This is a genomic window from Streptococcus mitis (genome assembly GCF_003942965.1).
Taxonomy (GTDB): domain Bacteria; phylum Bacillota; class Bacilli; order Lactobacillales; family Streptococcaceae; genus Streptococcus; species Streptococcus mitis_BH.
In genome coordinates this window covers 1-20,130 of the sequence record NZ_RJOG01000005.1, presented here as the reverse complement: position 1 = coordinate 20,130, position 20,130 = coordinate 1, and the positions used below count along the sequence as shown (strand labels likewise).

The 20,130-nt window shown below is 39.8% G+C and carries 18 protein-coding genes and 1 pseudogene; 17 read left to right on the top strand and 2 right to left on the bottom strand.

What is annotated here, in order from left to right:
• From D8837_RS02270 to D8837_RS02245, 6 genes are all read left to right on the top strand, one after another.
• On the top strand, positions 1 to 5,913 hold the full coding sequence (locus D8837_RS02270; RefSeq protein ID WP_125456060.1) for a ZmpA/ZmpB/ZmpC family metallo-endopeptidase: 5,913 nt from the start codon (positions 1 to 3) through the stop codon (positions 5,911 to 5,913).
• A gap of 60 nt (positions 5,914 to 5,973) precedes the next feature.
• Positions 5,974 to 7,695 carry an aminodeoxychorismate synthase component I gene (pabB, locus tag D8837_RS02265; protein WP_125456059.1) on the top strand — a complete coding sequence of 574 codons (1,722 nt, stop codon included), beginning with the start codon at positions 5,974 to 5,976 and terminating at the stop codon, positions 7,693 to 7,695.
• Positions 7,696 to 8,313: an alpha/beta fold hydrolase gene (locus D8837_RS02260; protein ID WP_125456058.1), complete on the top strand. Its 618-nt coding sequence runs from the start codon at positions 7,696 to 7,698 to the stop codon at positions 8,311 to 8,313.
• A 49-nt stretch (positions 8,314 to 8,362) separates the two neighbouring features.
• Complete coding sequence (ldcB, locus tag D8837_RS09840) at positions 8,363 to 9,862, top strand: LD-carboxypeptidase LdcB/DacB (protein WP_125456057.1); 1,500 nt, start codon at positions 8,363 to 8,365, stop codon at positions 9,860 to 9,862.
• A gap of 104 nt (positions 9,863 to 9,966) precedes the next feature.
• The gene (locus D8837_RS02250) at positions 9,967 to 10,926 is read left to right on the top strand and encodes an ROK family glucokinase (protein ID WP_020902451.1); all 960 of its coding nucleotides are present in this window, start codon (positions 9,967 to 9,969) and stop codon (positions 10,924 to 10,926) included.
• Positions 10,927 to 11,023: 97 nt separating this feature from the next.
• Positions 11,024 to 11,863 carry a thymidylate synthase gene (locus D8837_RS02245; protein ID WP_125456056.1) on the top strand — a complete coding sequence of 280 codons (840 nt, stop codon included), beginning with the start codon at positions 11,024 to 11,026 and terminating at the stop codon, positions 11,861 to 11,863.
• Between the two features lie 50 nt (positions 11,864 to 11,913).
• Here D8837_RS02245 and D8837_RS02240 read toward each other — a convergent pair whose 3' ends face one another.
• Positions 11,914 to 12,084, bottom strand: a complete 171-nt coding sequence (locus tag D8837_RS02240; protein ID WP_001051780.1) for a DUF3042 family protein — start codon at positions 12,082 to 12,084, stop codon at positions 11,914 to 11,916.
• A 120-nt stretch (positions 12,085 to 12,204) separates the two neighbouring features.
• Between D8837_RS02240 and miaA the strand changes: the two genes are divergently transcribed.
• From miaA to D8837_RS02205, 7 genes are all read left to right on the top strand, one after another.
• The gene (gene miaA, locus D8837_RS02235) at positions 12,205 to 13,089 is read left to right on the top strand and encodes a tRNA (adenosine(37)-N6)-dimethylallyltransferase MiaA (RefSeq protein WP_125456055.1); all 885 of its coding nucleotides are present in this window, start codon (positions 12,205 to 12,207) and stop codon (positions 13,087 to 13,089) included.
• Positions 13,082 to 14,320, top strand: coding sequence for a GTPase HflX (gene hflX / locus D8837_RS02230; protein WP_125456054.1), 1,239 nt, complete (start codon positions 13,082 to 13,084; stop codon positions 14,318 to 14,320). Before miaA ends, hflX begins: the two co-directional genes overlap by 8 nt.
• Positions 14,313 to 14,936, top strand: a complete 624-nt coding sequence (locus D8837_RS02225) for a cystathionine beta-lyase (protein WP_070842524.1) — start codon at positions 14,313 to 14,315, stop codon at positions 14,934 to 14,936. Before hflX ends, D8837_RS02225 begins: the two co-directional genes overlap by 8 nt.
• Positions 14,937 to 14,950: 14 nt before the next feature.
• Positions 14,951 to 15,880 carry a ribonuclease Z gene (rnz, locus tag D8837_RS02220; protein WP_125456053.1) on the top strand — a complete coding sequence of 310 codons (930 nt, stop codon included), beginning with the start codon at positions 14,951 to 14,953 and terminating at the stop codon, positions 15,878 to 15,880.
• Positions 15,881 to 15,899: 19 nt separating this feature from the next.
• A complete protein-coding gene (locus D8837_RS02215; protein WP_125456052.1) occupies positions 15,900 to 16,655 on the top strand; it encodes an SDR family NAD(P)-dependent oxidoreductase in 756 nt (251 codons plus the stop codon).
• Positions 16,656 to 16,703: 48 nt separating this feature from the next.
• A complete protein-coding gene (locus D8837_RS02210; protein WP_125456051.1) occupies positions 16,704 to 16,949 on the top strand; it encodes a hypothetical protein in 246 nt (81 codons plus the stop codon).
• Positions 16,943 to 17,608 (top strand): hypothetical protein, encoded by a 666-nt coding sequence (locus tag D8837_RS02205; RefSeq protein ID WP_125456050.1) that lies wholly within the window; start codon positions 16,943 to 16,945, stop codon positions 17,606 to 17,608. Before D8837_RS02210 ends, D8837_RS02205 begins: the two co-directional genes overlap by 7 nt.
• 130 nt (positions 17,609 to 17,738) lie before the next feature.
• Here D8837_RS02205 and D8837_RS02200 read toward each other — a convergent pair whose 3' ends face one another.
• Positions 17,739 to 18,542, bottom strand: coding sequence for a peptidylprolyl isomerase (locus D8837_RS02200; protein ID WP_125456049.1), 804 nt, complete (start codon positions 18,540 to 18,542; stop codon positions 17,739 to 17,741).
• A gap of 451 nt (positions 18,543 to 18,993) precedes the next feature.
• Between D8837_RS02200 and rpsP the strand changes: the two genes are divergently transcribed.
• The 4 genes and pseudogenes from rpsP to D8837_RS09610 form a co-directional block, all read left to right on the top strand.
• Complete coding sequence (gene rpsP / locus D8837_RS02195) at positions 18,994 to 19,266, top strand: 30S ribosomal protein S16 (RefSeq protein ID WP_000268760.1); 273 nt, start codon at positions 18,994 to 18,996, stop codon at positions 19,264 to 19,266.
• A 19-nt stretch (positions 19,267 to 19,285) separates the two neighbouring features.
• Positions 19,286 to 19,525: an RNA-binding protein KphA gene (kphA, locus tag D8837_RS02190; RefSeq protein WP_125456048.1), complete on the top strand. Its 240-nt coding sequence runs from the start codon at positions 19,286 to 19,288 to the stop codon at positions 19,523 to 19,525.
• 43 nt (positions 19,526 to 19,568) lie between these two features.
• Positions 19,569 to 19,895: a MazG nucleotide pyrophosphohydrolase domain-containing protein gene (locus D8837_RS02185; RefSeq protein WP_033688581.1), complete on the top strand. Its 327-nt coding sequence runs from the start codon at positions 19,569 to 19,571 to the stop codon at positions 19,893 to 19,895.
• A 7-nt stretch (positions 19,896 to 19,902) separates the two neighbouring features.
• Positions 19,903 to 20,130: pseudogene (locus D8837_RS09610) on the top strand (hypothetical protein); the annotation flags it as partial.

The following is a 20,130-nucleotide window of genomic DNA, read 5'->3' as shown; positions in this document are numbered from 1 at the left end:
ATGAAAAAAACAAAACAACAACTAGAAAAAATCACAAAATATTCGATTCGTAAGCTAACTGTTGGGGTAGGTCCTGTAGCCATTGGGGCCTTCCTTTTTGGTGCTAGTACCCTTTCAGTGGATAAGGTTCAAGCCAATGAAGTCGGTGGTGCTCATAGCGTTCATTACCGTTATTTGGCGGAGCAGGAATTGACCGAGTCTGAAAAAGCCCTGATTCATCATGAGGTTCCAACAGAATTTCAAGATGAAGATATTCTCTATGTAGTTTATCGCAAGAAGGCAACTAACAGTCAACAACTTCCTTACACAGGAAGTAAGGAACTAGCTTTGGCAGGTCTTGGCTTGGCAACGGCTTCTCTAGCAGTCTTTTTGGTGTCCAAAAAAGTTCGCAAAGAGGTTCTAGGTGTTCTCTTGATTGGTTCTTTAGGAGCCAGTACCTTTGTACCTTATGGGACATTCGCATTTGAAAATAAAGAATTGCTTTCTTATAACCAAACTATTTCGGCCTCTACACATGAAGGATTGGCTGAAGGGATTATCCACATTGATGGTTATGAATACATCGGATACTTCAAGGAAGCAGAACTCCATCCATCAAGACCAGCTTCAGCTGAGAAGCCTCAGTTGCCAGTAGAAAAGCAAAGTGCAAATGAAATCGAGAAAACAGAAGTAGTTCAAGAAACACCTGCTGTCACTCCCCAACCTGTTGTTGAAAAACCTTTGGCACAAACTCCGGTTGCTCCTACGGTTAAAGCAAAACCAGTTTCTGAGAAGCCTCAGACAAGACAGGAAGAGAGGTTGGTGGAGATTCCGTTTGAAACAGTCACAAGCCCAGATGCTAATCTAGCAGAAGGACAGACTCGTATCGTCACAGCTGGAGTAAATGGTCAGCGTCGCCTTGTAACCAAAGTATCAATGGTTAATGGTCAAGAAGTTAGAGAAGTCATCGAAGACCAAGTGGTTCAGAATCCTGTGTCACAAGTCATTGCAGTCGGAACGAAGAAAGAGGTGCAACCTGCCCCAACTCCAACCCCACAGGCTGAACCAACGCATCAAGTAGCAAAAGGAACTCAAGAGGAAGGTAAAGAAGGCCAAGCTTTAACACAACCAACCTTACCAGAGGCTCCAGTTGAAACGAAGGGGACTCAAGAAGAAGGCAAAGAAGGTCAAGCTCTAACGCAACCCGAATTACCAGAGGCTCCAGTAGAAGCAAAAGGAACTCAAGAAGAAGGTAAGGCAGGACAAGCTCTAACACAGCCAGAATTACCAGAAGCTCCAATCGAAGTAAAAGGAACTCAAGAAGAAGGTAAAGCAGGTCAAGCCCTTGTACAAGAGCAGTTACCTGAGTACAAAGTAACTGAGGGAACCCTTGTTGAAACATCGACTACAGACCTAGATTACAAAACTGAAACGACTGAGGATCCAACCAAGTATACGGACGAAGAAACTGTTGTAAGAAATGGTGAAAAAGGTAGTCAAGTTACTAAAACAACTTATAAAACAGTAGAAGGTGTTAAAACTGACCAAGTTCTTTCAACTAGCACAGAAGTTACCAAGGAACCTGTAAACCAACAGGTAAGTCGTGGGACAAAACCAATTGAAGGAACCCTTGTAGAAGAAAGTCTTGAAAAGATTCCATTTAAGGAAGTTGTNAAAGAAGATGACCAACTGAAAAAAGGCTTAGAAGTTGTAGCTCAAGAAGGGAAAGAAGGCCAGAAAAAAATCACCAAGACCTTTAATACCATTAAGGGAGTTAAAACAGAGGATGCTCCAAAAGTTACAGAGGAAATCCTTGAGGCACCTCAAGACAAAATTTTGAAACGTGGTACCAAGAGTTTTGAAAAACCAGTATTGACCATCACAGCAGTTGAACCTAAGGATTTGAAGCGTACTTCAGATGTTAAATACAGTCTAGAAAATCCAAGTAAGGCAGCCATTAAATCGATTACCCTTACTCTGAAAAAAGGTGATGAGATTGTCAAAACCTTGAATGTTTCACCTGATGACTTGACAACTACCCTGACAGATTTGCAGTACTACAAGGATTATAAACTTGAAACTAAGATGGTTTATGACCGTGGTGAGGGTGATGAGGAAGAAGTTCTGAAGGAAGAACCTCTAAGAATTGACCTCAAAAAAGTTGAAATCAAAAACATCAAAGAAACAAGCTTGATGAGTGTGGATGCTGATGGTAATGAAACAGATACTAGTTTGCTGACAGAAAAACCAGCTGATGTTGCTCCACTTTACCTACGAGTTACAACTCACGACAACAAAGTTACAAGACTGGCCGTTGACAAGATTGAAGAAGTAGAAAAAGACGGAAAAACCTTATACAAAGTCACTGCCAAAGCACCAGATTTGATTCAACGGAATGCTGATAACACACTTAGCGAAGAGTATGTTCATTACTTTGAAAAACAAAAATTAAAAGAAGGTAATGTTTACTACAACTTCAACGAGCTTGTAAAAGATATGCAAGCTAATCCAACAGGTGAGTTTAAACTTGGTGCAGATCTAAATGCGTCCAATGTACCAACTCCAAATAAAGAGTATGTTCCTGGTACATTTAAAGGTAAGTTATCAAGTGTTGACGGACAACGTTATTCAATCCACAATATGTCTCGTCAACTATTTGGTGGTATTGAAGGTGGTTCTGTTAAAGATGTCAACTTGGCTAATGTTGATATTAATATGCCTTGGATTGACAATATTTCTGCTCTTGCTAGAACTGTTAAAAATGCTACGGTTGAAAATATTAAAGTAACTGGTAGCATTCTTGGAAGAGATGGAATTGCTGGTATTATTAATAAAGGAGATACGGGAGCTCAATTAACAAATGTTGCATTCATCGGTAATCTTACTGGTGTTGGTAACAGAGGTTGGGATTTCGGTGGTATTGCCGGAGAGCTTTGGAAAGGTAATATAGATAAAGCTTATGTAGATGCTAATATGGTAGCTAATAAAGCTCGTATCGGTGGTCTTGTTGCTAGAACGGACAACAGTGGTGACCCTAACGGAATCGGTAAATACGGGGCTGTCCGTAATGCTGTTACAAAAGGAACTATTAAAGTAAAAGATCCTGTTGAAACAGGTGGATTCATCAGTAAAAACTGGGCATGGGGTAAAGTTGCTGACTCTGTGTCTATGATGAAAGTTGAAAATGGTGAAGTATTCTATGGATCTAAAGATATCGCTGAAGATGATGGTTACTTCTCAAACAATGCCTTAGAACGTAACTTTATAGTTAAAGATGTAAGTACAGGTAAGCGTTCATTTAGATTCTCTACCTCTGATAGAATTAAAGAGGTTTCTCAAGAAGAAGCAGATAAGAAAATTGCAACATTAGGAATTACAGCTAATGATTATGTTATCAATCCTCTTGTTTCAGATACACTAAATAATGTAAAACCAAAATCTGACACTTACAAGGATACTCAAGATTACAATGCTTCTCGTGAACTTGCTTACCGTAATGTTGAAAAACTTCAACCGTTCTACAACAAAGAATGGATTGTCAACCAAGGGAACAAGCTTGCAGAAGGTTCAAACTTATTAACGAAAGAAGTGTTATCTGTAACGGCGATGAAAGGCAATGACTTTGTCACAGACCTTACAGATGCTGACCATATTTTGGTTCACTACGCTGATAAGACAAAAGATATCTTTACGATTTCACCGAAAGAATCTAAAGTTAAACAAGTGAAAGAATACAGTGTCGCTGAGCTTGGTGAAGTCGTTTATACACCAAATATGGTGGTTAAAGATCGTTCAGATTTAATCAGCGCTATCGAAAGCAAGTTAAGTCCAGTTGAATTGCAATCTGACCCGATTTACCAACACTTGGGTAGAACTGGTGGCAACAAAGTCAATGCAATTAAAGATTTGTACTTAGAAGAAAGCTTCAAGTATGTTAAAGATAATCTTAATAAATTCGTTACGAAGTTAGTTGAAAATGAAGATCACCAGCTTAACACTGATGAAGCTGCAAAACGTGCCTTGATTAAGAAAATCGATGACAATAAGGCCGCAGTTCTTCTTGGTTTGTCTTACCTCAACCGTTACTACGGAGTTAAATTCGATGACTTTAATATTAAAGAATTAATGCTATTCAAACCTGACTTCTATGGTAAGAATGTTGGTGTGTTAGACTTCTTGATTAAGGTTGGTTCTAAAGAAAGTAACATTAAAGGTGATAGAACTTTAGAAGCTTATCGCGAAACGATCGGTGGAGTTATCGGTATAGGCGAGTTAAACAGTTTCTTAGACTATAATATGCGTCTATTCACAAGTGACACAGACTTAAACGATTGGTTCATAAAAGCTACTAAAGATAATGTATATATTGTTGAACCTAAAACAACAACTCCTGAATTTGCTGATAAGAAACACAGAGCTTACGAGGGATTAAACAACGACATGCACGGTAAGATGATTTTACCACTTCTTAACTTGAAAGATGCGCATATGTTCTTAATCTCAACATATAATACTATGGCTTACAGTTCCTTTGAAAAATACGGTAAGAATACTGCAGAAGAACGCGAAGCATTCAAAGCTGAAATCAATAAAGTCGCTAAAGGTCAACAAAATTACCTAGACTTCTGGTCTCGTTTATCATTAGATAAAGTTCGTAATCAACTGCTTAAGAGCAACAACATGGTACCAACACCTGTGTTAGATAACCAAAACTATAAAGGAATCAGCACAGATAAATACGGACATACGAATAGTGGTAAAGACGTAGCACCTATCCGTGAATTATACGGACCAACAGGTCGCTACCATGCTACTGACTGGCGTATGGGAGCTGTAGCTCGTATTTACGGTAACCCTTATAAGGATGATTCGGTCTTCTTCATGGTTACTGATATGATTAGTGACTTTGGTATCTCAGCCTTCACTCACGAAACGACTCACGTAAATGACCGTATGGTTTATTTAGGTGGTTCAAGACACCGTGAAGGTACTGACCTAGAGGCGTTCGCACAAGGTATGTTACAATCACCTGCTGAAACAAGTCCAAACGGTGACTTTAAAGCACTAGGATTGAACATGGCCTACGAACGTCCAAATGACGGAAATCAATGGTATAACACGAATCCAAACGACCTTACTTCTCGAGCTGAAATTGATCATTACATGAAAGGTTTCAATGATACGCTTATGCTTCTTGATTATCTTGAAGGAGAAGCTGTAATTGATAAAGGCAGTAAAGAACTAAACAATGCTTGGTTCAAGAAAGTAGATAAGCAACTTCGTGGAGCTAATACGAAGAACCAATACGACAATGTTAGAGATTTAAATGCAGAAGAAAAAGAATATAATTTAACATCTGTTAACGACTTAGTAGAGAAAAACTTCATGACCAAACACGGTCCTGGTAATGGTCAGTATGATCCAACTGGATTTGGCTCTGCCTATGTAACTGTGCCTATCACTGCTGGTATCTATGGTGGTAACACAAGTGAAGGAGCACCAGGAGCAATGTCATTCAAACATAACACCTTCCGTATGTGGGGTTACTTTGGATATGAAAAAGGCTTCCTAAATTATGCTTCTAACATGCTGAAAAATGAGTCTAAACAAGCAGGTCATGCTACTCTAGGTGATGACTTTATCATTAAGAAAGTTTCTGATGGTAAATTTAATACTCTAGAAGATTGGAAGAAAGCATACTTCAAAGAAGTTGTTGATAAAGCGAAAGCAGGATTTAACCCTGTTACAATTGACGGTACTACATACAGTAGTTACGAAGACTTGAAGAATGCATTTGCTGCTGCCGTTGATAAAGATAAAGCAACTCTTAAAAATGGATCAGTTAAATTTGATAATACTGTATCACTTAAAGAGAAATTATTCAAAAAACTTCTTCAACAAACAAACAGCTTTAAAACTTCAATCTTTAAATAATTGAAATCTCTCATCTGCTTTGCGGATGAGGGTTTTCTTAATTTGTGCTATACTTAAGATATGCATAGAAAAACAGTGATTGATTTTAGGGCTTTAGGGGAGAGATACACCTTCACCCAGCCTATCAAAGAGTTAAAAACGAGAGATTTAGTGGAAGTAACAGCCATGCTGGCACAAGTGGAAAGTTACCAAGAGCAAGGCTATTATGTGGTGGGCTATGTCAGCTACGAGGCTGCACCTGCTTTTGAGGAGAAATTAGCAGTTCATAAAGCTCCTTTACTGGCAGAGTACCTGCTATTTTTTACCGTTCATGATAGCGTAGAAACTACCCCTATTCCTCTGACTTATGATGAGGTTGATTTGCCTTCAAATTGGCTGGAAGTGACGTCTGCAGAGGACTATGAAAAGGCGATTGCCCAGATTCAGCATCATTTGCGGCAGGGAGACACCTATCAGGTCAACTATACTGTTCAACTAAAGCAGGACTTAAGTGCCAATCCTTTTGCCATCTACAATCGTATGGTGGTAGAGCAGGAGGCAGGCTACAATGCCTATGTGGAACACGATGAGATGGCAGTGATTTCCATGAGTCCAGAACTCTTTTTTGAGCAAAATGGCCGTGAGTTGACTACGCGACCAATGAAGGGAACGACTCAGCGTGGAGTGACTGACCAAGAAGATCTTGAACAGGCTAGTTGGTTGGAGCAGGATCCTAAAAATCGCTCTGAAAATATGATGATTGTGGACCTCTTACGCAATGATATGAACCGTATTTCTGAAGTGGGCAGTGAGCATGTAGAACGTCTTTGTCAGGTAGAACAGTATTCGACCGTTTGGCAGATGACTTCGACCATCAAGAGTCAGTTACGAGCAGATGTGGACCTTGTTGAAATCTTCCATTCTCTCTTTCCTTGCGGATCCATAACGGGAGCTCCGAAAATTGCGACTATGGAGATTATAAATGACTTGGAGCCACAACCGCGTGGAGTCTACTGTGGAACGATTGGTCTTTTGCTTCCAAATGGACGACGGATTTTTAATGTTGCTATCCGGACTATTCAACTGTATCAAGGGAAAGCCATCTATGGAGTTGGCGGAGGTATTACATGGGATAGCACCTGGGAGTCTGAATACCGCGAGGTTCATCAAAAGGCAGCTGTTCTCTATCGTAAACAAGCTCGTTACAAACTGATTACTACAGGGAAAATCAGCCAGAAGAACTTGTTGTTTGAAGAACAACATTTGGAAAGACTGAGAAAAGCTAGTCGGTATTTTGCTTATCCTTTTGATCCAGAAGAACTGAAACAAAAGATAGAGGAAGAGTGTCAGGCTTGTGATGCTAATCAAGATTACCGCTTGAGAATTAGCCTTAGCAAATCTGGAGAGATAGAAGTCGATCGCCAAGTATTAACACCCCTCAGTACAAGCTTTTGTCAGGCCCAACTCTGCCTTCAGAAAGCCAATTTGCGACAAGCCTTTACCTATTTCAAAACGACTCACCGACCGCATTTGAGCCTAGGGGAACAAGAGAAGGTTTACCACAATAAGTCTGGAGAGCTACTTGAAACCTCTATCGGAAATTTGGTTCTGAAAATCGCTGGGAAACTCTACACACCGCCTATCCGACTGGGAATCTTGCCAGGAATTTATCGTCAGCATTTGATGGAAACAGGACAGGTAGAGGAAAAAGTCTTGACCTTGGCAGATTTAGCCCAAGCAGAAGCTATTTACGGCTGTAATGCAGTGAGAGGCTTGTATGAATTGGGCCTAGAGGAGAACTAGGTGAAACTGATATTTTTACACGGGTTAGGGCAGTCAGCAGAGAGTTGGAAAGAAGTTCGGAGTCTGCTGACAGATTATCCTTCTGAGGCTATCGAGTTATTTCCTTCTGGAGTTAGCAGCTATCAAAACACCAAGAAGCGAGTATATCAGTACCTAGCTCAAGAGACAGAACCTTTTGTTTTGGTTGGATTGTCTTTAGGTGCTGCCCTGGCACTAGAACTTTCCAGTTACGATTTACCAAATCTTCGAGCTTTGGTTCTATCAGGATGTCCGCTAAAATTAGCAGGGAATATCCTATTTTATGTTCAATTGCTGATATTTAAATTACTTCCCAAAAGAGTATTTGAAAAACAGGGAGCAGACAAAGCTCTTATAGTCGGAGTTTCTGAGGAATTGAAGACACTTGATTTAACTGATATATCAAGAACTTGTCCTTATCCAACCTTACTAATTTGTGGCAGCAAAGATAAACCGAATCTTAGTTCTATGAGAAGTCTTCATAAACTAATATCAGAATCTCAATTTCAGATTATACCAGATAGTCCTCATGTCTTGAATGTGGCTAAACCAAAAGAGTTTGTAGAAAAGACCAGAAGTTTCCTTGAATTGCTGAAATAAGTTTGATAAAATAATAGTGAAATCGATATCATAATTAAAGGAGAAAGAAATGAATAAACGTCTATTTTTAAAAATGAGTCTGGCTACGTTGCCAGTTTTAGCCTTGTTTTCACAACCTGTGTCAGCAGAAGAAAACATTCATTTTTCTAGCTGTAAGGAAGCTTGGGCGAATGGATACGCGGATATTCATAAGGGAGAACCTGGTTATTCTGCTAAGTTAGATAAAGATCATGATGGTGTAGCTTGTGAACTGAAAAATGCTCCTGAGGGGGCTTTCAAACCTAGGAAATCGACTGAGGTAAAAACAAACTCTAGCTCAGCAATCACAAGTGGATGGGTTCAAAAGGATGGAGTTTGGTACTATCATGATGACAAGGGAAATCCTGTAACCAATACTTGGAAGGGAAGTTATTATCTAAAATCAGATGGTAAAATGGCTCAGAATGAATGGGTTTATGATACATCTTATCAAGCCTGGTACTATTTGAAATCAGATGGTTCGTATGCTCGTAATGCATGGCAAGGTTCATACTATCTTAAATCAAATGGTAAAATGGCTCAGAGTGAATGGGTTTATGATGCATCCTATCAAGCCTGGTACTATTTGAAATCAGATGGTTCGTATGCTCGTAATGCATGGCAAGGTTCATACTATCTTAAATCGAATGGTAAAATGGCTCAGAGTGAATGGGTTTATGATGCATCCTATCAAGCCTGGTACTATTTGAAATCAGATGGATCGTATGCTCGTAATGCATGGCAAGGTTCTTACTATCTAAAATCAAATGGTAAAATGGCACAAGGTGAGTGGATTTACGATGTTTCATACCAAGCTTGGTATTATCTAAAATCAGATGGATCGTATGCTCGTAATGCATGGCAAGGTTCTTATTATCTAAAATCAGATGGTAAAATGGCTGTCAATGAATGGGTAGATGGTGGGCGTTATTATGTAGATAACTCAGGTTTGTGGAGATCAAATTCAAACTCAAATTCTAAAGTAACTAATAAAGGCTTATATTATAGCATTCAAGGAAAATACGATGAGATTGTTGTTGCCAATAAACACTATCCATTGTCTAAAGACTACAATCCAGGTGAAAACCCAACTGCTAAAGCTGCCTTTTTAAAACTGATTGCACAGATGCAAAAAGAAGGCTATGCTATCGGCAATAACTATAGTGGATTTAGAAGTTATGGAACTCAAGCACAATTATATCAAAGCTACGTAAATAAAGAAGGTCAGGCTGCGGCTGATCGTTATTCAGCTAGACCTGGCTATAGTGAACACCAAACAGGACTTGCATTTGATGTAATTGGGACAGATGGGAACTTAGTTGAAGATGCTGGTGCGGCTCAATGGTTATTGGATCATGCAGCAGACTATGGATTTGTTGTTCGATACCTTAAAGGCAAAGAGAGTGTCACAGGTTATATGCATGAGGAATGGCATTTACGTTATGTCGGAAAAGAAGCTAAAGATATTGCAGCGAGTGGTTTAACGCTTGAGGAATACTATGGATTTGATGGTGGAGATTATCTTGATTAAAATTTCTTGTTAAAACTATGCAAACCTTTGCATAAGTAACTAAATTTTGTTATACTAGTACTGTAAGCATTTTCAATTATTACACAATGAAAAAGGAGAATATGATGAGTCAAAAGATTATTGGGATTGACCTTGGTGGAACTTCTATCAAATTTGCAATCTTGACAACAGCAGGAGAAATCCAAGAAAAATGGTCTATCAAGACCAACATTTTGGATGAGGGAAGTCATATCGTAGATGATATGATTGAGTCTATTCAACATCGTTTGGACTTGCTTGGATTGGCAGCAGCAGACTTCCAAGGTATTGGAATGGGATCACCAGGTGTGGTTGACCGTGAAAAAGGGACTGTTATCGGTGCATACAACCTCAACTGGAAAACCCTTCAACCAATTAAAGAAAAGATTGAAAAAGCCTTGGGTATTCCATTCTTCATCGATAATGATGCCAACGTAGCTGCTCTTGGTGAACGTTGGATGGGTGCTGGAGATAATCAACCAGATGTTGTCTTTATGACACTCGGTACAGGTGTTGGTGGCGGTATCGTTGCAGAAGGCAAATTGCTTCACGGTGTTGCTGGTGCAGCAGGTGAGCTTGGCCACATCACTGTTGACTTTGACCAACCAATCGCATGTACCTGTGGTAAGAAAGGTTGTCTTGAGACAGTCGCTTCTGCAACAGGGATTGTCAACTTGACTCGTCGTTATGCGGATGAATACGAAGGCGATGCAGCCTTGAAACGCTTGATTGATAATGGAGAAGAAGTAACTGCTAAGACTGTCTTTGACCTTGCAAAAGAAGGAGATGACCTTGCTTTGATTGTTTACCGTAACTTCTCACGTTACTTGGGAATTGCTTGTGCTAACATCGGATCAATCCTAAACCCATCAACAATCGTCATCGGTGGCGGTGTGTCAGCTGCAGGAGAATTCCTTCTACAAGGTGTTCAAAAAGTCTACGACGAAAATACCTTCCCACAAGTACGCACAACAACTAAATTGGCTCTTGCAACTCTAGGAAATGACGCTGGAGTTATTGGAGCAGCATCACTTGTATTGCAGTAAAATAAAAAAGGAGAAAATTGCTTTCTAGAAGCTAGTGATTTTCCTCCTTTCTTTTTTTATGCTATACTAGTTAGGACAATGAATGAGGTGAGAGAGAATGACAAAAGCAGATACGATTTTTAAAGAAAATATTGAACGAATCCTCAAAGACGGTGTCTTTTCAGAGCAGGCTCGTCCTAAGTACAAGGATGGGACAGTTGCCAACTCTAAATATGTAACGGGTGCCTTTTCTGAGTACGACTTATCTAAAGGAGAATTTCCTATCACAACCTTGCGTCCCATTGCCATCAAATCCGCCATCAAGGAAGTGCTCTGGATTTACCAAGACCAATCAAATAGCCTAGAAGTGCTGAATAGCAAGTACAATGTTCACTACTGGAATGACTGGGAAGTGGGAGATACAGGAACCATTGGTGAGCGCTATGGTGCTGTTGTTAAGAAACACGATATCATCAATAAGCTTCTCAAGCAGTTGGAAGCCAATCCTTGGAACCGTCGCAATATCATTTCGCTCTGGGATTACCAAGCTTTCGAAGAAACAGATGGGCTGCTCCCCTGCGCCTTTCAGACCATGTTTGATGTCCGCCGTGTTGATGGAGAAATCTATCTGGATGCGACCTTGACCCAGCGTTCGAACGACATGCTAGTTGCCCACCATATCAACGCTATGCAGTATGTGGCTCTTCAAATGATGATTGCCAAGCATTTTGGCTGGAAGGTTGGTAAGTTCTTCTATTTTATCAACAACCTCCATATCTATGACAATCAATTTGAACAAGCTAAGGAATTGCTTCGTCGTGAGCCGTCAAACTGCCAACCACGTTTGGTTTTGAATGTGCCAGATGGGACTAATTTCTTTGATATCAAAGCAGAAGATTTTGAATTGGTGGATTATGACCCTGTCAAACCGCAGTTGAAGTTTGACCTAGCTATTTAAAAGAACAGAAAAAAGAAGTTGAGACAATGAATCCCAACTTCTTTTGTTTCTTAACGTGATACGCGGCGACGAGCTGCTTTTTTACGGTTTTCTTCGATGAAAGCTGCTTTTTGCTCTTCTGGTTCGATCACTTTCTTTTTAAATGCGTATACTGCACCTGCGACTGCAGCGACAGTCCCTGCGACACCTGTTACAAGACCTTTAGCGAATCCTTTAGCCATGAGTCTTCCTCCTTTATATTCTATACCAGCCAGCCCCTTCAAGAGGTCACATTTTTCTGACTGACCTTTTTGTGTTATAATAATAGTAACGAAAAAATGGGAATTTTTCAAGGAAAAAAGATGAAAACAAAAATAATTGTGATCGTTGGGCCAACTGCTGTTGGAAAAACGGCTCTTGCCATTGAAGTCGCCAAGCGCTTTGGTGGCGAAGTTGTGAGTGGCGATAGTCAGCAGGTATACCGCGGTCTAGATATTGGGACGGCCAAGGCTAGTCCAGAAGAGCAGGCAGCTGTTCCTCATCATTTAATCGATGTTAGAGAGGTAACCGAGTCTTACTCGGCTTTTGATTTTGTTTCAGAAGCTAAGATGGTTATTGAGGATATTCACAGTCGTGGTAAACTAGCCATTATTGCTGGTGGGACTGGACTTTATATCCAGAGCTTGCTAGAAGGTTACCACCTGGGTGGGGAGACACCTCATGAGGAGATTTTGGACTATCGAGCTAGTTTGGAGCCATATTCAGATGAGGAATTAGCCCATCTGGTGGAGCAAGCTGGCCTTGAGATTCCCCAGTTTAATCGTCGTCGTGCTATGCGTGCCTTGGAAATTGCCCATTTTGGTCAGGATTTGGAAAATCAAGAGACCTTGTATGAACCACTGATTATCTGCTTGGATGATGAGCGCAGTCAATTATATGAACGAATCAATCATCGAGTGGATTTGATGTTTGAAGCTGGACTTCTAGACGAAGCCAAGTGGCTCTTTGACCATTATCCAGATGTGCAGGCTACTAAAGGGATTGGTTACAAGGAACTCTTTCTTTATTTCCGTGGAGAGCAGACCTTGGAGGAAGCTAGTGAGAGTCTCAAACAGGCGACTCGTCGTTTTGCCAAGCGTCAGTTGACCTGGTTCCGTAATCGCATGCAGGTCACCTTTTATCAGATTGGAGAAGCTGGTGTAAAAGACCGCATTTTAAGCCAGATAGAGGAGTTTTTAGATGATTGAAACGGAGAAAAAAGAGGAGCGGGTCCTGCTCATTGGTGTGGAATTGCAGGGGATGGACAATTTTGACCTCTCCATGGAAGAATTGGCCAGTCTGGCTAAGACAGCTGGGGCAGTCGTTGTAGATAGCTACAGACAAAAACGTGAAAAATATGATTCCAAGACCTTCGTTGGCTCTGGTAAGTTAGAAGAAATTGAGCTCAGGGTGGATGCAGAAGAAATTACCACTGTCATCGTCAACAACCGTCTTACGCCAAGGCAAAATGTCAATTTAGAAGAAGTTCTCGGTGTCAAGGTCATTGACCGTATGCAGCTGATTTTGGATATCTTTGCCATGCGAGCTCGAAGCCATGAAGGGAAGCTCCAAGTCCACCTAGCCCAGCTCAAATATCTCTTGCCTCGCTTGGTTGGTCAGGGAATTATGCTCAGCCGTCAGGCAGGAGGAATTGGTTCCCGTGGACCTGGTGAAAGCCAGCTGGAATTGAACCGTCGTAGTGTTCGCAATCAAATCACGGATATCGAGCGCCAGCTCAAGGTGGTTGAGAAAAATCGGGCGACTGTCAGAGAAAAACGTTTGGAGTCAAGCACCTTTAAGATTGGTTTGATTGGTTATACCAATGCTGGGAAGTCAACCATCATGAACACCTTGACCAGCAAGACCCAGTATGAAGCAGATGAATTATTTGCGACCCTGGATGCGACGACTAAGAGTATTCATCTGGGGGGCAATCTTCAAGTAACTTTGACAGATACAGTTGGCTTTATCCAAGATTTGCCGACAGAGTTGGTGTCTAGTTTCAAGTCTACCTTGGAAGAAAGCAAGCATGTGGACCTTTTGGTTCATGTTATCGATGCCAGCAATCCTTACCATGAAGAGCATGAAAAAACAGTCCTGTCCATCATGAAAGACCTGGACATGGAGGATATTCCTCGCCTGACTCTGTATAATAAAGCGGATTTGGTGGAGGATTTCACGCCTACCCAAACGCCCTATGCGCTCATTTCTGCCAAGTCTGAGGATAGTCGAGAGAATTTGCAGGCTTTGTTTTTAGAGAAAATCAAGGATATTTTTGAGTCCTTTACCCTGCGCGTGCCTTTTTCAAAGTCCTACAAGATTCATGATTTAGAAAGTGTTGCGATTCTTGAAGAACGTGATTATCAAGATGACGGCGAAGTGATTAGAGGCTACATTTTCGAGAAAAACAAATGGAGGTTAGAAGAATTTTATGACTGATATCAAAACCTTAGCTCTAAAATATGGGGGCTATACAAGTCTGGATAAGGTCTATCTGGACCAACTTCTAGCTGGTAGAACAGAGCAGGAGCAGTTGGCACTGATTACTCCTCCTCCCAGCGTGGTCAATGCTTACTTTGCAGAACTCTACCAGAAAAAGAGTCCTGAAGCAGCGACGGATTATTTTGCGGAACTCAGTCAGGAACTGAATCTTTACAATACTGAGCCGAGTTTCAACCTAGAAAATAAGCCTTTTATTCGGCTTAATCTGTCTGGTAAATCCTTTGGTTTTTGTTATGAGAGTGAGGGTCTGGGTCGAATTTTCTCTGAAAATAAAGAGGTTATTTCAGAAGACTTGCTCTTTGAAATTGCGCAAATTTTCCCTCATCAGCTAGTCTTTGAGGAGTCTGGCAAGATTTACATGAAGGCTGTCGAGGACGAGGAAGTTGTTAGCGTGGAAAAACTTACAGCTTTGACAGATTTGGAAAGCTTGGCTGACGGTCGTAAGCGTCTCAAAGGCTACAGCCAAGAGGAGTTATTACAAGAAGCCACAGCTTTTTCTGGCAAGCGCTATTTCCGATCGGAAAACCGCACAGCCATGTTATATATTGATTAATTAGAAAGTATCGAATGGATATTCAATTTTTAGGAACGGGGGCAGGTCAGCCCTCTAAAGCCCGCAATGTTTCAAGTCTCGCTCTGAAACTCTTGGACGAGATTAACGAAGTCTGGCTCTTTGACTGTGGAGAAGGTACGCAAAATCGCATTCTTGAAACGACAATTCGACCACGTAAGGTCAGCAAAATCTTTATCACTCACCTACATGGTGACCACATTTTTGGTCTACCTGGTTTTTTATCTAGCCGGGCCTTTCAGGCCAATGAAGAGCAGACAGATTTGGAAATCTATGGTCCGCAAGGAATTAAGTCATTTGTCTTAACCAGTCTTCGTGTGTCAGGTTCGCGCCTGCCTTACCGCATTCATTTTCATGAGTTTGACCAAGATTCTTTAGGAAAAATCCTTGAGACTGATAAATTCACGGTGTATGCAGAGGAGTTGGATCACACTATTTTCTGCGTTGGCTATCGTGTCATGCAAAAGGACCTAGAAGGTACCTTGGATGCTGAAAAACTCAAGGCTGCTGGCGTCCCATTTGGCCCACTTTTTGGAAAAATCAAAAACGGTCAGGATGTTGTTTTGGAAGACGGAACCGAAATCAAGGCAGCAGACTATATCTCTGCTCCACGTCCTGGAAAGATTATCACCATTTTAGGAGATACTCGAAAAACGAATGCCAGTGTACGCTTAGGTGTTAATGCGGATGTCCTTGTCCATGAGTCGACTTATGGTAAGGGAGATGAGAAAATTGCTCGCAACCATGGTCATTCAACCAATATGCAGGCTGCTCAAGTCGCTACAGAAGCAGGAGCGAAACGCCTCTTGCTCAATCATATTAGCGCTCGCTTCCTCTCAAAAGATATCAGCAAGCTTAAGAATGATGCAGCTACTATCTTTGAAAATGTCCACGTGGTCAANGACTTAGAAGAAGTGGAAATCTAAGATCCACAGAAAGGAAAAAATGAGAACGATTCTGATAACAGGAGCTAGTGGTGGACTTGCTCAAGAAATGGTCAAAGGTTTGCCTGACGACCAACTTATCCTACTTGGTAGAAGTCAAAAAAAATTAGCTAATCTCTACGGAAATCATCCACATGCAGAATTGATTGAAATCGATATTACCGATGACTCAGCCCTAGAAACCTTGGTTGCTAACCTCTATCTTCGCTATGGCAAGATTGATGTCTTAATCAACAATGCTGGTTATGGAATCTTTGAAGATTTTGACCAGATTTCTGACAAGGATCTTCATCAGATGTTTGAGGTTAATACCTTTGCTTTAATGAACCTTTCTCGTCGAATTGGTGCTCGTATGAAGGAGAAGAGGCAAGGTCATATCATCAATATTGTCAGCATGGCAGGTTTGATTGCAACAGCTAAATCAAGTTTGTACTCAGCAACTAAGTTTGCGGCTATTGGTTTTTCAAATGCCCTACGATTAGAACTTCTACCTTATGGAGTCTATGTGACAACGGTTAATCCAGGCCCTATCCGAACAGCATTTTTTGACCAAGCAGATCCAGATGGTGCCTATCTCCAGTCAGTTGAACGCTTTCTCCTAGAGCCAGATAAAGTGGCTAAAAAGATTATAGGAATTATTGGGAAAAACAAACGCGAACTCAATCTACCGATGTTGTTGAACCTAGCCCATAAGTTTTATACTCTCTTTCCCAAGCTAGCTGATAAATTGGCAGGAGGTATCTTTCATTACAAATAAAACGCACCAATATGAAGTAATAAAGAACTAGCCTCCCAAAAATTATTAATGGACTATAGTAGCAAGTCTGCTGTTGGATTTACGGTAGGTTTAGCTTATAAAAATATTTTTCTTGGAATCAAAGATATAGCAAACGAGATGGGTGACAATCTTGAAAAAAGTGTTAAGGAAATGGGAAGTAATATTGATTCAGGTATCAAAGAAGTTGGAAGCAAAATTGATGCAGGTATCAAGGAAGTCGGAAATAGTATTGATTCTGGTATTAAATCAATTCAGAAAGTGTTTGGGTGGTAATTTTGGAAATTAATGTTAAAGAAACGAAGTATTTTTGTCATCAACTTGTAGAACTAAATGGGAAAAAATATATATTAGATGCAAGTTCAATAACTCCTAAGTTCTACTATTGGGGTGTTCCAGCGGAGGAATTAACGATTGAGATGACGGAACTAAATAGAGAGGATCTCAATTTTAGTACCCCGATTAATAAGTTTAAAGCTTCATATGTGGCAATCATGGTCCAACCTCTTATAGTCATTGTTTATTCTTTATTGAAAACTTTTTTTAAAGAGTACAATATTAGTCAACAGATAATTTTAAAATTAGTAGTATTTTGCGCATCTATACTATTCTCCTACTTGATTTTTTATTTTACAAGAGGGAAAGAACGTAAAAATGTTAAAGCTTTACTGCCTTCTTCTAGCAGAAGATATGAGATGATTTTTAAACCAGTATCTGCAAGAAAGCAAGTTTTTGATGCCTATATTTTTAGTGTCCCTATAATAGCTTGTTTGGCACTTTATTTGTCTATTAATGATGGAGGAGAAGGACTTGTTCTCGTTATCAATAGCATTATCTCATTTTTTCTTCTATCATTTTTATTTGGAAAGGTTCCCATTCTTTCCGCTTATAAGATTAGAAACGTCACATTTGAAGGAATTAGAGAAATTAAATAAGGCATTTGATTCAAGTATTAAATCAATTCTGAAAGTGTTTGGGTGGTGAATATTGTTTCAAATATCAAACTTTTTATCTAACGTACAAAATGAAAAAACAGTATCAATTTTGATACTGTTTTTTCATTTCTTAAGATTTGAAGTTATAGTCTTTCACAACCTCAATACTATCAATGGTGATAGCAGTAGTTGGTTTATCTTTTTCATCTTTTTCTGCTTTGGCAATTTTATCTACAACATCCATACCCTCGATAACCTGACCAAAGACAGGGTGTTTTCCATCAAGACTAGGATTTCCACCTTCTTTATAGGCTTCGATGATTTTTTTAGGATAGTTGCTTGTAGGAAGTTTGGCAGAAATATCAGTTGTATTTTGGTTGATAAAGAATTGACTACCGTTGGAATTTGGTTGACCAGTATTGGCCATTGAAAGTGAACCACGGATATTATAAAGATAAGGAGAAATCTCATTTTTAAAACCAGTTCCCTTGTCTTTTGTCTTGTCTTTATCGTGCCAGATAGATTGGCCACCTGTGCCATCACCCTTAGGATCTCCAGTTTGAACCATAAAGCCATCGATAACACGGTGGAAGGTGATACCATTGTAATATCCTTCCTTGGCATGAGTTAGGAAATTCTCAACTGCTAGAGGAGCGAGTTTAGGAAAGAGTTTAATGCGGATATCTCCTTGACTTGTGTGGATAATCACTTCGGCTTCATCTTCAGCAACTTCCTTAGAAAGTTGCGGGAAATTGGCGTTTTCATTTGTCAAAGCATCATTTAACTCCTTGGCAGATTGGGCAGCTACTTTGGAACTTTCTTCAGCCGCAAGACTGGAATCAACATAGTCATCACCACGCAGACTGCGTTGGATGCTGCTACACCCAGCTAGGGCTATAGTTGATAGTAAAAGAAGGGTTGCTAGTTTTTTCATTCTATTCCTCTCAAAAATTTATTTCTACCATTGTACCCTAAAAGGAAGTGGATTTCAAATGTTAGTGACAAGACAGTTTAAGAGGAAGCCAACCCAAAATCACTTGATTAGAGATTCTTCTTTGGATGACGGTCGATAATATCCTGGTACTGTTTCAGTATCTGCTCTCCCTTTGGAGTTAATTTGTAGCCACGATTGCTAATTCTTCTTCTGAAAAGTTGTCATGAAGGGTTTGACTTGGTGGTCTTTATAAAATGTTTCTAAAGTAGGATTCATGACATTCTCTTTCTGATTTTTCTTTAAAAATATAACAAAATTCTAAATGGTTTAAAAATTTTATAGTCTGTCAAGTTTTTTTCTTGACACCTGTTAGAAATCTGCTATAATAGAACATGTGCTAAATAGCTCAGCTATTTCACCGAAATAAAAAATAAGAAAAGAGACTTTAAAAATGGCAGTTAAAATCCGTTTGACTCGTATGGGTTCTAAGAAAAAACCTTTCTACCGTATCAACGTAGCAGATTCACGTTCACCACGTGACGGACGTTTCATCGAAACAGTTGGAACTTACAACCCACTTGTTGCTGAAAACCAAGTAACTTTGAAAGAAGACCGCGTTCTTGCATGGTTGGCTGATGGAGCTCAACCTTCAGATACAGTTCGCAACATCCTTTCAAAAGAAGGTGTATTGAAGAAATTCCACGATTCTAAATTCTCAAAATAAATTTAAAGTAGGTTGACAGATGGATACGATTGAAAATNTCATTATTGCGATTGTGAAACCCTTGATTTCACAACCAGATGTCTTAACTATCAAGATTGAAGATACACCAGAGTTTTTGGAATATCATTTGGATCTTGATCAAAGCGATGTGGGTCGTGTAATCGGTCGTAAGGGTCGCACTATTTCTGCGATAAGAACGATTGTCTACTCTGTCCCAACTGAAGACAAAAAAGTAAGAATCGTTATTGACGAAAAATAAGAAGGGCGGGACGAATGTCTCGCTTTTTTTGCAAGGAGAAAGAATGAGAGATTTAACAGTTAGACAACTAGAGGAATATTTACTTGACCATTACCGACAATCTAGAACAGAAGAAGGGCTTTTTATTAAGCTAGTAGAAGAAGTTGGAGAAGTTGCTGAGGTTTTAAATGGACGCTCTGGTCGAAAAGAGGGAGTTCAAGATTCGAACGAGGAACTAGCAAAAGAATTGGCTGATATCATTCACTACACTGTCGCAATTGCGGCCATCAACGACATAGATCTAACCAAGACCATTTTTGAAAAAGACAAAAAGGCGGCTATCAAATATCAGCATGAACGAGATTTGGAAGGCTTTTTGAAAGAAAACTGAAAAAAGAATGAATATTGATTGTGTTTTTAACATAGATTGGTCAATGTATATTGATTGGCTATTACGAATTTTACAAATTGCGACATTTATTGCTGTGATTATAAAGATAACTTTCCAAAATAAGGTTTATATCAATAATATTGAAATCAAGGAAATTAAACCATTCGAGTTTGAATCTTTACATACAAATTTTCACTATATTTATGAATTTACACATAATATAAGTAGCAAACCT

Excerpts from the sequence above, each read along its gene's own strand:
- pabB (WP_125456059.1), top strand. The coding sequence starts at position 5,974 with ATGCATAGAAAAACAGTGATTGATTTTAGGGCTTTAGGGGAGAGATAC.
- ldcB (WP_125456057.1), top strand. The coding sequence starts at position 8,363 with ATGAATAAACGTCTATTTTTAAAAATGAGTCTGGCTACGTTGCCAGTT.
- D8837_RS02250 (WP_020902451.1), top strand. The coding sequence starts at position 9,967 with ATGAGTCAAAAGATTATTGGGATTGACCTTGGTGGAACTTCTATCAAA.
- D8837_RS02245 (WP_125456056.1), top strand. The coding sequence starts at position 11,024 with ATGACAAAAGCAGATACGATTTTTAAAGAAAATATTGAACGAATCCTC.
- D8837_RS02240 (WP_001051780.1), bottom strand. The coding sequence starts at position 12,084 with ATGGCTAAAGGATTCGCTAAAGGTCTTGTAACAGGTGTCGCAGGGACT.
- miaA (WP_125456055.1), top strand. The coding sequence starts at position 12,205 with ATGAAAACAAAAATAATTGTGATCGTTGGGCCAACTGCTGTTGGAAAA.
- hflX (WP_125456054.1), top strand. The coding sequence starts at position 13,082 with ATGATTGAAACGGAGAAAAAAGAGGAGCGGGTCCTGCTCATTGGTGTG.
- D8837_RS02225 (WP_070842524.1), top strand. The coding sequence starts at position 14,313 with ATGACTGATATCAAAACCTTAGCTCTAAAATATGGGGGCTATACAAGT.
- D8837_RS02215 (WP_125456052.1), top strand. The coding sequence starts at position 15,900 with ATGAGAACGATTCTGATAACAGGAGCTAGTGGTGGACTTGCTCAAGAA.
- D8837_RS02210 (WP_125456051.1), top strand. The coding sequence starts at position 16,704 with ATGGACTATAGTAGCAAGTCTGCTGTTGGATTTACGGTAGGTTTAGCT.
- D8837_RS02200 (WP_125456049.1), bottom strand. The coding sequence starts at position 18,542 with ATGAAAAAACTAGCAACCCTTCTTTTACTATCAACTATAGCCCTAGCT.
- rpsP (WP_000268760.1), top strand. The coding sequence starts at position 18,994 with ATGGCAGTTAAAATCCGTTTGACTCGTATGGGTTCTAAGAAAAAACCT.
- D8837_RS02185 (WP_033688581.1), top strand. The coding sequence starts at position 19,569 with ATGAGAGATTTAACAGTTAGACAACTAGAGGAATATTTACTTGACCAT.